Here is a 14,312-nt window from a genome sequence, read left to right on the forward strand (position 1 = left end):
ACCGGGAGGCGGTGACGGGAACCGTTGATCACCACAACGCCTCTACCTGGATGGAAATATCTCCATACGAACCTGGAAGGGTAGGGTCCGTGAAGTCTTCAGACTCCCCTGGCGTCCTCTCCCAGCGCCTGTGCCGCCTCGCCGGCGCAGGCCTCGCTTCCCTCGCCGTCGCCGCCGGGGCGGTGGCCGCGGCCTCCCCCGCGGTGGCCAAGGCCAACGGTGTGAGCGTGGGTGAAGTGGTCTTCCACAAACAGCGGCCACCGGTCATCGTGGTCAAGGTGTCATACTCCTGCGACCCCGGTGCCCGGATCACGCTGCGCGGCCGGGTCACGGGCCCCCGCACCCACGGTGGCGGCAAGCCCGCCACCGCCACCGGCAGGGTCGGCAACGGACTCATCTGCGACGCCGCCACCCACACCACACGGCTGACCACGCACCCGGGACCCGGCAGCCACTTCACCAAGGGCAGCACCGTGAAGGTCTTCGTCGAATCCGTCGGCACGGACGGCAGGACCCTCGCGGACGCGGAGAAGGACGTCAGGCTGTAGCGCCGTTCCGGTCGGGCCCCGAGTGCGTGGGCACCCGGGCCCCGACCGCCTCCAGGCCGACCGCGCCGTCGAGCCCGAACCCGAGCCCGAGCCCGAGCCCGAGTCCGTGACGGACCCGCGGAGTTCCTGCAACGACGGGCGCCTGTGCCCGCAACGGCACTGCCCTATGGCTGCCTCAGATCTCGGAGTCGATGCCGGTAATCACCGCCGGCCCCAAGGGCGCGGTGGTTACGTCCAGCCCGGCGGCACGCAGAGCGGAGTCCGCAAGCTCCCGGGCGTCCTGTTCGGCGTGGGGTCCGCTGTCCGCCTCGACGGTGAGGCGGATGGTGAAGGTGTTGTCCTCATTGACCGTGAGGACGTCCAGATCCTCCTCGTTCCCCATCTGAGTACGGTGCGGATCAGCGTGACGCAGGGCTCGGGCCAGTTCAGCTCTCGTACGGGTTTCGATCGTGTCGGTGAAGGTGCCGGGCACGGTGATCACGTACGTCGTCATGTCGGTCCTTCCTTCGGATTTCACCTCGTGTACCCCGGTACCCGACCCTGGGCACGCGGTCCGCGGCCCCCAGTCACCAATCCTCGCGGGACACCAGCTCCAGAAGCCCGCCACATCGGTTGCGCGGCAGGCCCGGCAGACCGGCTCCGCACCCGCCCCGTACCGGCGTGTAAGCCCCTGACAGCGGGCGCACGGACCGATCTGCCCCGGAGTGCACCCCAGAAGGACCGCGGCCACCCCACGGTCCGTAGAAGGATCGATACGTCTGGGCGAATCGTCCACATATCCGAATCTACGCCCAACGGCTGCCGGTGCCGCCCGGTCGGGGTCCCCGTCCTCGCTGTCGGTGTGTTCGGTGTGTGGGGAGTGATGAGTGGGGTAAGCGCACCGTCCGGATGAATTGGCGACTTCAACTGTGTCGATATGCGTTGTGTCGAATAGCGCCGTCGTAACGGCGGCTCCGACCGTTCGCGACCACAGAACGCTGACCGTACGAGGAGGAAAGATCATGAAGAAGCTGATGCGGCGCATCGCGATCACCGGCGTCTCCGCCGCAGTCGCCGGTGGAGCTCTCTTGGCCACCGGCGGCTCCGCCATGGCGGCCGCCCCTCGGATGGCCAAGGACGCCCCTGCCCGGACCCCCGTGGTCGACACGAGCCACCGCTTCTCCCCGCACCGCACCAGCCACAAGCGCATCGATCCCTGGGTCGCGGACCAGCTGGCGATGTTCTACCCCACCGCTGCGAAGCGGCAGGCGATGTTCGATCCCTGGATCAAGGACCAGCTGGCGCAGTTCGCACCCGCATGCGGATGACGGATCAACCCGAGAGCGGCCTCAGCGGTCGTCGGCCACGCCCCCCCGGCGGACCCGGCGACCGATGCCCGGAGGGCGACCAAAACCGGAAGCTGCGGTTCCGTGACATCCGTCACGTGGGCTCGGAGGACTAGGGGTGCCGAATAGTAGATGCCCCTCTGTCGACATATGGGATTTGTCCGGCTTGGCGTAGGCGCATATCGCGCCAGACTCGACGGCATTCCGCCCACTCGGAATTTTCGCCAGCTATGCGAAGACAAAGGGTTTCTGACGGGACAACAGAACTCCCCCGCCCCTGCGGATGCCGGACCAGCACGCTCATACACGCATTGCAAGGGGCGCCCAGCCCTACGAAGCAAGGTAGTACTAAGGCCTTTGCGATCTATGTGAAGCCTTCCTAAGAATGACGACCCGCAGGACGTCTCCGCAGTTCAGGGCGGAGTCCGCGCAGAGCCAGCCGCACAAGGGGCGCTCAGCGATTACCGAGTGAGGTCACGCATGGGGAAGCATCGCAAAGAGACGCATTACCGGCGGATAGTCATCGCTGCCGTCGCCATAGGCACCGTGGGCGTGCCGTCTGTCGCCGTGGCATGTGCCGACTGGCGGGACAGCGGCAGAAATCAGTCCTACAGCGGCGAGACGTACGCGGCCAAGGGCTGGTGGAGCGACGCCAACTGGAATCACCACTGGAACGGCAACGAGGCCGGCTGGCCCACTTCGGCAGCATCGAAGACTCCGACCGCGCCTTCGAGTACTCCGAAGACCACCACGCCGAAGCGCGAAACGACCGCGCCTTCGAGTACTGCCAGGACCACGACTCGCAAGCCCAGGACCACCGCGTCTCCCAGCACTCCCAAGGCCACGGCCTCCGCCTCCGCGACTCCCACGGCGGCACGCGCGCCGAAGGCTTCCGCCCCCGCTGCCCCCACGTCGCCGAGCACACCGAAGGCCACCGCCACGGCGTCCGGGGCCACCGCTCGTATCGTGGAACTCGTCAACGCCGAGCGCAGCAAGGTCGGTTGCTCGCCCGTGACGCTCAACGCGACCCTGGCCAAGGTGGCCCAGGCACACAGCGAGGACATGGCGTCCCACCAGAACATGTCGCACACCGGGTCCGACGGGTCCTCCCCGGGCGACCGGATCACGCGTGCCGGCTACAACTGGAGCACCTACGGCGAGAACGTCGCATACGGTTACGCCACTCCCGAGAAGGTCATGGCGGGCTGGATGTCCAGCCCCGGACACAAGGCCAACATCCTCAACTGTGCCTTCAAGGAGATCGGCGTCGGTTTCGCGCAGCCCGACAACTACTGGACCCAGGACTTCGGAACCGCCCAGTGATGGCCCGGTAACGGCGACAGGTTCAACGGCTTCTGCCGGAGCGCCACCCCGGCGAAGTCGTTGCGGTCCGCGGCGGCCGCGATGAGCACCGAACTGTGAGGTCCGGCCCCGATGCGCGGACGTCCGCCGAACGTCCCTACCATCCGTTACGGCGATGGCCGTCGTGATGGCCGGCCGGGACCGACAGGAGGCTGACGTGCGTACCGACCCTCAGGCCAAGCCACTCGACCCCGCGCCTTCGGAGTCGGACGACGCGGACGGCACGCCGTCGCGGCGACGCCCTCGGATGAGGCGATGGTTGCGACGCCTGGCGCTGGGCGGTGCCGTCCTGCTGGTGGTCGTCACATCGGCCTCCTACGTCTACAACGCCTTCACCGCACGACGAGCCACGCCTCCCGAAGGGCTCGGATACGTCCAGGCGGCCGACATCCGCACCCGCTACCAGACGTGGGGCGAGACTGGCTCGCCGGTCGTCCTCATCCACGGTGCCTTCGAGTCGGTGGACACCTGGTCGCGGCTCGCTCCGCTGCTCGCACGCGATCACCGGGTGTTCGCGCTGGACCTGACCGGTAACGGCTACAGCGCGCGCCGCGGCCCCTACACCGTCGGTCACTTCACCCAACAGCTTTTGGGCTTCCTCGACGCCATGCACCTCGGTGAACCGGGCGAGCGCCCGCTGCTGGTGGGTCATTCCAGCGGAGCGGCCGTCGCCGCCGAGGCGGCACTGCGCGCTCCGGGGCGGATCGGGCGTGTGATGCTGCTCGACGGGGATGCCCTCGACACCGGCGCCGGTCCGCCTCCAGCTCTCAAATACGTACTGATCGACCCCTACCGCACCAGCCTGCTACGGCTCGGCCTCGGCTCCGATTCACTGATCCGCTCCCTGTACGACACCCAGTGTGGCCCCAACTGCCCGTCCCTGAACGCCGCCGGACTGGATCAATGGCGCCGACCGCTTCGCGTGCCGGGCGCCGAGGCCGCGCTGTGGAACATGCTGGCCCAAGGCGTGCCCGGCCTGCCCGCCGACCAGGTGGCACGGCTCGCCGCCGCTCCGATCCCCAAGGAGGTCGTGTTCGGTGCGCAGGACGACGTGTTCGGCGAGCAGACCCCGGAGCAGACCGCCCGACGCATCGGTGCACCACCACCTACGCTCATCCCCGGAGCCCGCCACCTGACCATGATCTCCAGCCCCCACGAGGTCGCGGCGGCCGTGGAGGCACTTGCCACCCGCTCGGCGTAGTACAACAGCGGCTGCGCGAGATCCGGGCGAGCACGGCCGGCACGATGGGCGTCCTCCTGGTCGTCCAGGCGACGCCGATGTCGAGCCCGGCCGCGTACCGCTGCTCCAGGTCGCACAACTCGGCTTCGCCGCCGCTCGGTTCGGGGTACGCCGCCGCCGATGCACATCGCGCCGATGGGCGCGTTACGCCGCGCAGGCATGAATCCTCTCGGGCGGGAGACCTGTCCGAGTAGTACCGGGTACTTGCCCACGCTGGGAGGACTGTCATGCAGCCGGCCGCACCACGCGACGTACTCACCATCACCGCTGCGGCTGCCACGGGAGCCGTCGCCGCCGCGCTCTGGTGGGCCCACCACATCCCGCGGCCGTCGCCCCGCTCGCACGACGCCGCCAGGTACCGTGTCGAGGAGCTGCATGTGGCCTTCCGCGACGCGTCCCGCCCGCCCGTCGGGGAACCCGAGGACGTCCTGCGGCAGCACTGGAGCAGGCTGCATCCGCTGCGGTTCGCGCCGCCCGCAGGGGCGACCACCGCGGCCGGGAGCCCCCCAGTGGCCCCGACCGCTTGAGCCGGCCGGTGCCCCGGGGGCTCGTCAGGCTGCCGGCCGGCGTGCGGCGGGTCGAGGGGCGGCCTCTGGGCGGATGCGGCCATGGATGGATATGGGCGGCGGTGAGGCGGCCGCGGTGAGGGCGGTGGCCCTCCGGGGCGCGCGCGAGCGTGCGGTGACCAGGGCCGACAGGGTGATGGCGGCGAGTGCGGAGATCGCTCCGCCGAGGATGAGGCTGAAGCGGGCGCCGAAGGTGTCGGAGACCAGACCGACCAGGGGGGCGCCGACCGGGGTGCCGCCGAGCAGGACGAGAAGATAGACGGAGACGATACGGCCGCGCAGGCTGGGGTCGGCGTGGAGTTGCGTCATCGCGTTGGCGGTGGTGGTGACGGTCACGGAGGCGAACCCGGTGGGCACGAGCAGGAGCAGGAAGGTGGCGTAGCCGGGCATGAGGCCCGCTACCGCCTCCAGGACTCCGAAGACGACCGTGGCGGTGACCAGGCGGCGGGTGGTGGGGGGCTTTCGTCTCCCGGCTCCCCTCAGCGCGCCGACGAGACTGCCGATGGCGTAGGCGGCGGACAGGTAACCGTAGGCCGCCGAGCCGGAGTTGAATACGGTGATGGCGACGAGGGAGATGGTGACCTGGAAGTTGAGGCCGAAGGTGCCGACGAAGCCGATGACCGTGATAGGCACCAGCAGGTCGGGGGTGGCGCGGATGGCGCGAAAGGCGTCGGAGAGGCGGGAGTTTGCGCCCTTCTTGTCCCGGGGCGCGTAGAGCTCGTCGGCGCGGATGGTGATCAGCCCGTAGAGGACGGCCAGGTACGAGGCCGCGTTGAGGAGGAAGACGGGGCCGGTGCCCGCGGCGGCGACCGCCACCCCGGCCACGGCCGGGCCGATCGCGCGGGCGACGTTGAACTGCGCGGAGTTCAGGCTGACCGCGTTGGACAGGCGTTCCTTTCCGACGAGTTCACAGACGAAGGCGTTGCGGGCCGGGCTGTCGAGCGCGGTGGCCGTGCCGAGCGCGAACGCCAGCGCGTATACGAACCACAGGTTCACCATGCCCGTGACGGTCAGCACACCCAGCAGCAGCGACTGCAGTCCCATGGCCGTCTGGGTGAGGAGCAGCAGGCGGCGCTTGGCGAAGCGGTCGGCGAAGACGCCACCGGAGAGACCGAAGAGCGTCTGCGGCAGGAACTGGAGTGCCGTCAGTACGCCGACGGCGCTGCCGCTGTTGCCGGTGAGCTGGAGGACCAGCAGGTCCTGAGCGGCACGCTGCATCCAGGTGCCGATGTTGGAGACGAGCTGTCCTATCAGGAAGCGGCGGAAGTTGCGGGCCCCGAGCGTCACGAGCGCTTCGCTCGGGGCCCGTCGTTTGCCGCCCTTGCGGACCCTGCGGTGCCGGCCACCCTCGTCGAGGGGGGCGAGCGGCGCGCCGAGGGTCTGCATCCTGTCGGTGCCGCGGACACGGCGGTGCTTGCTCATGACCTTCTACGGGTGGGATCCGGCAGGGACGGGAACCTGGTCGAGGTGCTGGAAGTGCGGGGCGGGGTGCATCAGGAAGTCGTGGTGGGAGATGTTCCACGCGTAGGCCCCGGCCAGGGCGAAGGCGACGCGGTCCCGCACGCGCAGCCGTCCGACCTGGACGCCGCGGGCAAGGACGTCCTTGGGCGTGCACAACTGACCGACCAGCGTCATGGGTTCGCCCTGTGCCTGGGGGCGTTCCCAGGGCCGGTCCCAGGTGTCGACGGGGACGATCACGAATGGCTGGTCGTGCTGTTTGGTGGCGGGGGTGCGCAGGTGGTGCGTGCCACCGCGCAGGACGGCGAAGACGTGGCCGTGGCTTCGTTTGATGTCGAGGACCTCGGTGACGTACCAGCCGCAGTACACGCTCACCGAGCGGCCCGGTTCGATGCGCAGGGTCAGGCCCGGGTACCGCTCCAGGAGGCGGCGCAGGCCGGCGCCGTACCCCGTCCAGTCGAAGCGCTGGTCGGGGCGGCCGTAGTCGACACCCATGCCGCCGCCGAGGTTGACCTCGGTCAGTTCCACGCCCTTCTCGTTCGACCAGTCGCTCGCCCAGCTCAGGACCTGACCGGCCAGGTCGACGTGGGTGGTGGCGTCCAGGCCGCTGGCGAGGTGGACGTGGATCCCGCGCAGCCGGATGCGGGGGGCGGCGGCGATGAGGGCGAGGCAGCTGTCGAGGTGGGTGGGGTCCAGGCCGAAGGGGCTGGGCTCGCCGCCCATGGCGAGGGCCACGGGGCCGAGGGCGATGGGCAGGTTGACCCGGAGCAGGACGTCCACTGTGCGCTCGCCCAGCAGGCCGGCGAGCAGCCGGAGTTCCTGTTCGCTCTCGATGTGCAGGCGCTCCACGCCGGCTTGCAGGGCCCCTGCCAGTTCGGCGGGGGTCTTGCCGGGGCCGCCGAAGGCGATCGGCGTGCCGGGGCAGGTCGCCTGGACGTGGCGCAGTTCGCCTCCGGAGGCGACTTCGAAGCCGTCGACGTGGTGCTGGAGGACGTCCAGGAGCCAGGGGTCGGAGTTGGCCTTGGCGGCGTAGAGTAGCTGGACTCGCTCGGGCAGGGCGGCACGGATGGCCGCCGCGTGCTCGCGCAGTTCCCGCAGGTCGTAGAGGTAGGCCGGAAGGTCGTCGTCGCCCAGGTCGTGGATGTGCTGGAGGAGCTGGTCCCTCATCGGGTCACCTCGCGGGGGAAGCCCTCGCCCAGCGGGCTGGGCAGGGGTACGTATCCCGCGTACCGGTCGGCCTGGCGAGACCAGCGCAGCAGCAGGTTGGCCTTGGCGGGCAGCGGCACGCCCGACAGCAGGGCGCGCAGCCGGGGCGGGTCCCCGGCGGTGCCGGAGTAGGACTCGAGGTGGTCGCGGACCAGACCCCACAGGGCGGGTTCCAGGGCGGGGTCGGTGTCGGCGAGGGCAGCGAGGACCTCGGCGGCGTGGTTGACCAGGAGGCAGTAGGCGACCCGGTTCCAGCCGCGTTCGGAGTCGTACGTCATCGGGTCGCGGACGTCCTCGGGCAGGGCGGCGAGGGTGTCGCGATGGTACTCGGGGAGGAGCTTGGTGCCTTCCAGGTCGCGGAAGAGCATCTGTGCGGGGCTGCCGTCGGCGCGTACCCCGACGACCACGTTCTGCAGGTGGGGTTCGAGGACGACGCCGTGTTCGAAGTAGGCGGTCAGAACGGGCGGCAGGAGCAGACCGAGGTAGGCGTCCCACCAGGCGAGCACGTCGCCGTCGCCGCGGGCCAGCAGGTGAGAGACGTGGGCAGAACTGGTGGGGTGCTCGTCGGCGATCGCCGCGGCGAGCAGCGGGGTCACTCCGGGGAGGAGATGCCCGCGGGGACCGGTGCGGATGATGACGCCGAACCCTTCCAGGAGGGAGAGGTCGTTGTCGAGGGCGAGGCTTCGGTAGCCCGGCTCGGCGAGCAGGGCGCTCCCGGAGTGCGTCTGGCCGATCTCGGCGAAGACCGGTTCCAGGAGCCGGTTGAGCGCGACGGCGCCGGTCAGCTCGTAGGCGGCGTTCTTGCGAACGCAGTTGGTGAGGCGGACGTCGAGGCTGAACTTGAGGAAGGTGTCGGCGTCGGGCTGGTAGAGGGTGCGGACGGACGCGGTGGGGGCGAAGTCGGGACCGCTGACGCCGGTGTCGACGATGTCGCCGGCGGCCATCGCCCTGCGCAGCCCCGGATGATCGCTCAGCAGCCGGTACTGCCACGGGTGGACGGGCAGGGTCACGTACCCCTTCCGCTCGTCCGGGTGGAGGGCGTCCAGCCTCTTCAGGTCGCCCTCCTCGCGCACCAGTGGGCGCCGGACGGCGAGGTAGCGCAGGGGGAAGCGGGTGCCGGTCTCGGGGCCGTAGTCCAGCCAGCGCTCCGGGTCCCCGGTGCGGGACTTGGGGGACGGGTGGAAGCGGTGGCCGAAGACCAGGGACTGTTCCGACTCCAGGTACGGATCGTCCGGCGGGGTCGCCGTGGCGCGCTGCCTGAGGACGGCGTGGATGGTGTTCCGGCTGTCGGTGACCTGGGCCAGGAACTCGTCGTTGGCCACGCCGGTGCGCCGCTCCAGCTCGTCGTGGATGTATCCGGCCAGCTCACGCCAGCCGATCGTGGACCAGCTGGTGCCGTCGTATCGCCGGATCGGACCGTCGAAGCGGTGGGCGCCGATCAGGGAGACGCGGCGCAGGGGGACGCGGAGCAGTACGTCGCGGCGGGGCAGCCACAGCAGCAAGTGATCGTCGTCGATGGTGACTTGGCGTTCCGGCGCGGACACCTCGCGGATGAGGCAGTTGAGCAGGGTCTGGGCGGTGACGGCGTCGGCGGTCCGCGCGGGGCTGCCGGTCGGGACGCGAGCGGGGGTGGTGCTGGGGACGATCATGCGGAGGGGCTCCAGTCGGTGCAGGGGACGTGCTTCGAAGTGAGCGGCGGCCTGGTGACCGGCCGTCGGCTGTCAGCGGTGGCGGGCCAGTGGGTTGGGCACGGGAGTCCACTGGGCCGCTGCGGAGTCGTCGGCCAGGCGCATCGCGATGGTCGCCTTCAGCGGCAGCGTGTCGCCGAAGAAGACCGCCCGGTCCCCGGCGGCATCGGGCAGGTCGGCGTAGACCCGGCGGCCGACAGCGGCCACCGCGGCCCACAACTGCTGATGGCCGGCTCCTCGCGTCCGGGAAAGGACCTCGGTCAGTTCGCTGAAGACGCCGCTGAGCAGTCCCCCGAACAGCTTGGTGCGCAGCGCCGTCTCGTTGTTCCCGGCCCGGCTGCCGGCCAGCGGCGGCAGCGAGAAGCCATGCTGAGCGAGCCGGTCCGGGTGGATGCGTACGCCGTCCAGGTCTCGGTACAGCACCCGCACCGGACGTCCGTCCCGCAGCACGACGAGCGTGTTCTGGCCGTGGGCCTCCAGGGCCACGCCCATGGACAGCAGCGTCAGCGCGGGCGGCAGGACGAGCTCGGCGAACTCCGCCAGCCAGGTGACCGGGTCGCCGCTCACCATGCGAGCTCCGGTGGCGTGGACGGCGGTGAGCGGGACGGCGATCTCCTCGGGGCCGAGGTGCCGTTCGCTGGACTCCCGGATCATCGCCGCCAGGCTCGGCGACGGCCGGCCGTCCACGAGGACGGCGCCGCCCGCGAGTTCGCGCAGGATGCGCAGGCTCTCGCCGTACCCGGCCTTGTCGACGACCGCGGCGACCAGCTCGGACAGCGGGGCACCGTCGGCGACCTCGGCCGGGGAGATGGTGCGCCGGTAGTTGGTCACCTGCACGTCCAGTGCCGTCTTGATGTGGCACCCGGGCAGGGCGTCGATCGGGGACATGGTGCGCATCGACAACAGTGGGCGAGCGGCGATCGTGCGGTCCACCACGGTCAGGTCGCGGTGGTGCACGAGCACGTGGTCGCGCTGCCAGGGGTGCACCGGCAGCAGGACCGTGTCGTCGTCACGCAGTTCCTGAGGCCAGTCGCCGGTTCCCCGCCAGCGGTCGGCGGGTACGGCGACCAGCGCGAGCTCGATGATCGGGTGGTGCTCGGGCGCGGAGGCGAGCACCTCGGCGACGGACAGTCCGGTGCGGGTTCGGCAGCACGGGTGCTGTGGGTGGCCGTCGACCACGGCCTGTTCGGCGTCGACGGAGTTCCGCACCGCACGCGGCTCGCGGTGTGCCGCGCGGGCCAGGGCGAGGTTGGCGACACTGTTGTCGAGTTCGTCGGCCAGACGCGCCGCGCCCGCCGTGAGCGGTCCGAGGGCGGCCAGGAGCCGGGCCGGCTCGTCGATCGGCCCGTCGGGGCCGGTCACGGTGAAGTCGTCCGGGATGACGGCGAAACGATCCGCCGCCGCGGCCGGGCCCGTGAGCCGTCCGCCGTTGGCGAGGTGGACGACGAGGGTCCCGCAGTCGTGGTGGCGCTCGGCGATGCCCGGCAGGGGCTCGCGGGCGAAGGCACCCCACAGTCGGCCGAGCACCGTGGCACGCGAACCGGGGAGTGCGACCATGAAGGGCTCGACCAGTTCCGGACGCACTGCGCGCAGGTCGTCGATGGTGCTGTTGTACGGCATGTTTCACCGTCCCGTGGCATGAGGAGCGAGCGGAGGGAATGGAGCGGCGATACGCGTGGGGTCGGCGCGGCGTATCCCGAGCCGGCCGGTGGAGAACCTGCGGCCGACCAGCAGCGTCGAGGAGCCGCGAAATGCGAGCGCCATCCACGCCCATCTGCCGACAACGTTACGGGATCGTTAGTTAACTGATCGCCAAAGAGCAGGAAGGCCGGGATCAGAATCGATCCAGGATTCTGCGCGCCCGGCCGTTTCGAAAACTGGGACAGTCGTACGAAATTGACCGCCTGCCGCGTGCGCGGGGCGACCGGGCAGGCGCGGCCGCAACCGGGCTGTCGCCGCCGGCGATCCCGTCGGCAGGGCCGTTCACCGCTGCTGTGCTTCCTTGACACACTGCTTGCATCACGCTGTCAATCCACTGACACAGTCCTGTATCACCGCCCGTAGGGTCGACGGCATATCGAAGACGCCGGCGGAGCAGGAATCCGCAGGACTGATGTGAGACAAGGCAGCGAAGAGCCGCCGACCGGCACCAGGGCGCCACGGTCTGCGGCCCTTCGCCCTTGGTGAGGAAATCGGTTGTTGCGTTTCACCGACGGTAATTCCCGAGGGATTCAGGCGATTCTCCGGCGTGGCACACCGGGGACTTGTGAGTCTGTCGACATGCGTGTCTTACTGATCGAGGACGACGATCGGGTCGCCGGCCCGCTGATGGAGGGCCTGAGCCGTTTCGGGTTCACCGTCGACCACGCCCGTACCGGCGCCGACGGACTCGCCGCCGCGGAAGCGGAGATGGTGCTGCTGGACCTGGGCCTGCCCGACATGGACGGCATCGACGTCTGCCGGATGCTCAGACTGCGTTCCCAGGTGCCCATCATCATGATCACCGCGAGAAGCGACGAGGTCGACCGGGTTCTCGGTCTGGAACTGGGCGCCGACGACTACCTGTCCAAGCCGTTCGGCGTCCGGGAACTCGTCGCGCGGATCCGGGCCGTCATCCGACGTACCGGTCCCCCGGTCGCGGATTCGGCTTCCACCAGGTCGGCCCTGGGCGGAGGAGCCGCTCCAGCGGCCCGTGCCCAGCAGATCGGTCCGCTGACCATCGACCGCCGGGGCCGCCAGGTGCATCTGCACCGGTTTCCGGTCGCCCTGGCACCCAAGGAGTTCGACCTGCTCGCCTACCTCGCCGACGACCCCGGCGCCGTCCGCACACGGCAGCAGATCCTGGACAGCGTGTGGGAGCCGAACTACTTCGGCCCCACCAAGACACTGGACGTCCACATCGCGGCCCTGCGCCGCAAACTCGGCGACCCCGCCTGGATCGACAACATCCGCGGCGTAGGATTCCGGCTCGCCCCGCCCGCCGACTGCGAAACGGCGGCGCTGGCCCGACAGGAACCCGAAGGAGGTTCCCGATGACCCGCCGCCTCCTGCTCAGCTATCTCAGTCTCACCCTCCTCGTTCTGCTGTGCCTGGAAGTGCCGTTCGGCTATGTCTACGCACGCGGAGAGATGTCCCGCTTCACCGGTAACGCGCAGCAGGCAGCCGTGATGCTGGCAGAGGTTCTCGAGGAGAAGGTCGAGCGGCAGGCCTCCCCCGACGTGCCGGAGCTGGTGACAAGCTTCGCGCAGCGCACCGGCGGCCATGTGATCGTCGTGGACAGCGCGGGAAGACTGTTGACGGATTCACGCAACGGCATCGCCTTCGGGACAGACCTGTCTGCGGAACCGGACATCGCGACCGCTCTGCGCAACCGCTCGAGTTCAGGCACCCGGCAGGACGCGGCCCTGGGTGGCGACGTCTTCTTCGCCACCGTGCCGGGCGCCTCGGGGAACACGGTCCGCTGTGCGGTGCGGGCGTCCTTTCCCCTGACGGCGGTGACGTCCAAGGTCCACGAGGCCTGGCTGGTGCTGGCGGCCGTCGGTCTGGGGGTTCTGGCGGCTGTCGCGCTGATAGCGCTCGCCCTGGCCCGCTGGATCACCCGCCCGGTACGGGCCCTGGAACGCGCCACGACACAACTGGCCGACGGCACGCTGAAGGACCCGCCCGCCACCGACCTCGGGCCTCCCGAACTGCGCCGCTTGGCGTCCGCCTTCGTACGGACCGCCACCCGGTTGCAGCATCTGCTCAAGGCCCAGCACGCCTTCGCTTCGGAGGCGTCCCACCAATTGAAGACCCCCCTGACCTCGCTGCGGCTTCGGCTGGAGAACTTCGAGCCCTACCTCGACCCGCGGGCACAGGACAGCCTCGACGAGGCGGTGGGCGAGGTGGAACGGCTCAGCCGCATGGTGCACGGGCTGCTGGCCCTGGCCCGGATGGAGAATGCGGCGACGACGCCGGAGGCCACCGATCTCGATGCCGTCGTCGCCGACCGAGCAGCGGTGTGGGCTGCCTTCGCCGGCGAACAGTATGTCGACATCACCGTGGAAGGGCCCCGGGTCGGCCGGGTGTGGGCCGTCCCCGGCGCCCTGGAGCAGATCATCGACAACCTGCTCTCCAACGCGCTGCGGGTCTCGCCGCCGAGAACATCCATCACCTTGGCCACGGCACTCCCGAGCGGTCCACCCGGCCTGGTCGAACTGCACGTGGCGGACCAGGGCCCCGGTATGAGCGAGGCCGAGCGGCGACGCGCCTTCGACCGCTTCTGGCGGGCCAACGACGCCGACCACGAAGGCACCGGACTCGGTCTGCCGATCGTGCAGCAGTTGGCGCGTGCGTCGGGCGGTGAGGTGGCGCTGGGGGCCGCACCCGGTGGGGGGCTGGACGCGGTCGTCCGTCTCAGGTCCGCCGACACGCAGCGCACACCACCGCCCCGACGCGCCCGCTCGGCAATGCGGTCAAGGCAGGCCGCGGTGCCACCAGGCCCCATCGAACGTCCTCTTGCGGTGTCCGACTGGCAGCAGTGACCCGTCGGAGAGGTAGCGGGCCGCTGCGGAAGTCGGTCACCTTCGCGGCGGCCGAGCAATCCGTCAACCCAGCCGGCCAGCCAGGCAGCCAGCCAGAGCAGGACAGCGCCCGCCGCGCGCCTCGTCGGAATATTGGCCTTCTCCTAACACTGTGCTGGCGGGCTTCTGGTCCCTTGCTGCCTTCTCCGGTCGTAAGGTCGTTGCCGTTCCCCGGCGCTCCCCCTGCGGCAGGATCTCCCGTCGTGTCTTGCATGGGCGAGCGCCTCCCTTTCAGCCCGCGAGGGAGAAGGCCGTGTCCCCCGGATCCGACAACACGCCCCCACCCCCGCAGCCGGAGTACAGGACCGCCCAGCGCTCCCCTCACCGCCTTAGGGATCCTTGCACCATGCCCGCCCG

At 70.1% G+C, this 14,312-nt stretch carries 12 protein-coding genes; 7 read left to right on the top strand and 5 right to left on the bottom strand.

Features of this window, described 5'->3' with window-relative positions; translation table 11 throughout:
- The first annotated feature begins 89 nt into the window (after positions 1-89).
- Positions 90-548 carry a hypothetical protein gene (locus ASC56_RS00580; RefSeq protein WP_055489118.1) on the top strand — a complete coding sequence of 153 codons (459 nt, stop codon included), beginning with the start codon at positions 90-92 and terminating at the stop codon, positions 546-548.
- A gap of 175 nt (positions 549-723) precedes the next feature.
- Here ASC56_RS00580 and ASC56_RS00585 read toward each other — a convergent pair whose 3' ends face one another.
- Entirely contained in the window at positions 724-1,041 is a 318-nt protein-coding gene (locus tag ASC56_RS00585; RefSeq protein WP_055489119.1) for a hypothetical protein, read from the bottom strand.
- A gap of 508 nt (positions 1,042-1,549) precedes the next feature.
- On the opposite strand from ASC56_RS00585, the gene ASC56_RS00590 reads away from it, so the two are divergent.
- The 4 genes from ASC56_RS00590 to ASC56_RS00605 all read left to right on the top strand — a co-directional run bounded on the left by ASC56_RS00590 (position 1,550) and on the right by ASC56_RS00605 (position 5,002).
- Positions 1,550-1,855 (top strand): hypothetical protein, encoded by a 306-nt coding sequence (locus tag ASC56_RS00590; protein WP_055489120.1) that lies wholly within the window; start codon positions 1,550-1,552, stop codon positions 1,853-1,855.
- A gap of 498 nt (positions 1,856-2,353) precedes the next feature.
- A complete protein-coding gene (locus ASC56_RS00595) occupies positions 2,354-3,196 on the top strand; it encodes a CAP domain-containing protein (protein WP_055489121.1) in 843 nt (280 codons plus the stop codon).
- 298 nt (positions 3,197-3,494) lie between these two features.
- On the top strand, positions 3,495-4,436 hold the full coding sequence (locus ASC56_RS00600; RefSeq protein WP_199835829.1) for an alpha/beta fold hydrolase: 942 nt from the start codon (positions 3,495-3,497) through the stop codon (positions 4,434-4,436).
- Positions 4,437-4,702: 266 nt separating this feature from the next.
- Entirely contained in the window at positions 4,703-5,002 is a 300-nt protein-coding gene (locus tag ASC56_RS00605) for a hypothetical protein (protein ID WP_055489123.1), read from the top strand.
- 24 nt (positions 5,003-5,026) lie between these two features.
- Here the strand turns inward: ASC56_RS00605 and ASC56_RS00610 are convergent, their stop codons facing one another.
- The 4 genes from ASC56_RS00610 to ASC56_RS00625 form a co-directional block, all read right to left on the bottom strand.
- The gene (locus ASC56_RS00610; RefSeq protein WP_055489124.1) at positions 5,027-6,463 is read right to left on the bottom strand and encodes an MFS transporter; all 1,437 of its coding nucleotides are present in this window, start codon (positions 6,461-6,463) and stop codon (positions 5,027-5,029) included.
- 6 nt (positions 6,464-6,469) lie between these two features.
- On the bottom strand, positions 6,470-7,666 hold the full coding sequence (locus tag ASC56_RS00615) for a type III PLP-dependent enzyme (protein ID WP_055489125.1): 1,197 nt from the start codon (positions 7,664-7,666) through the stop codon (positions 6,470-6,472).
- Positions 7,663-9,354: an IucA/IucC family siderophore biosynthesis protein gene (locus ASC56_RS00620; protein WP_055489126.1), complete on the bottom strand. Its 1,692-nt coding sequence runs from the start codon at positions 9,352-9,354 to the stop codon at positions 7,663-7,665. The genes ASC56_RS00615 and ASC56_RS00620 overlap by 4 nt, the downstream gene beginning before the upstream one ends.
- A gap of 72 nt (positions 9,355-9,426) precedes the next feature.
- Positions 9,427-11,013, bottom strand: a complete 1,587-nt coding sequence (locus ASC56_RS00625) for an IucA/IucC family siderophore biosynthesis protein (RefSeq protein ID WP_055489127.1) — start codon at positions 11,011-11,013, stop codon at positions 9,427-9,429.
- 660 nt (positions 11,014-11,673) lie between these two features.
- On the opposite strand from ASC56_RS00625, the gene ASC56_RS00630 reads away from it, so the two are divergent.
- Positions 11,674-12,429, top strand: coding sequence for a response regulator transcription factor (locus tag ASC56_RS00630; protein WP_055489128.1), 756 nt, complete (start codon positions 11,674-11,676; stop codon positions 12,427-12,429).
- Positions 12,426-13,916: a HAMP domain-containing sensor histidine kinase gene (locus tag ASC56_RS00635; protein WP_055489129.1), complete on the top strand. Its 1,491-nt coding sequence runs from the start codon at positions 12,426-12,428 to the stop codon at positions 13,914-13,916. The genes ASC56_RS00630 and ASC56_RS00635 overlap by 4 nt, the downstream gene beginning before the upstream one ends.
- Positions 13,917-14,312 lie beyond the last annotated feature (396 nt).

It is taken from the genome of Streptomyces sp. TP-A0356, assembly GCF_001417775.1.
GTDB lineage: Bacteria > Actinomycetota > Actinomycetes > Streptomycetales > Streptomycetaceae > Streptomyces.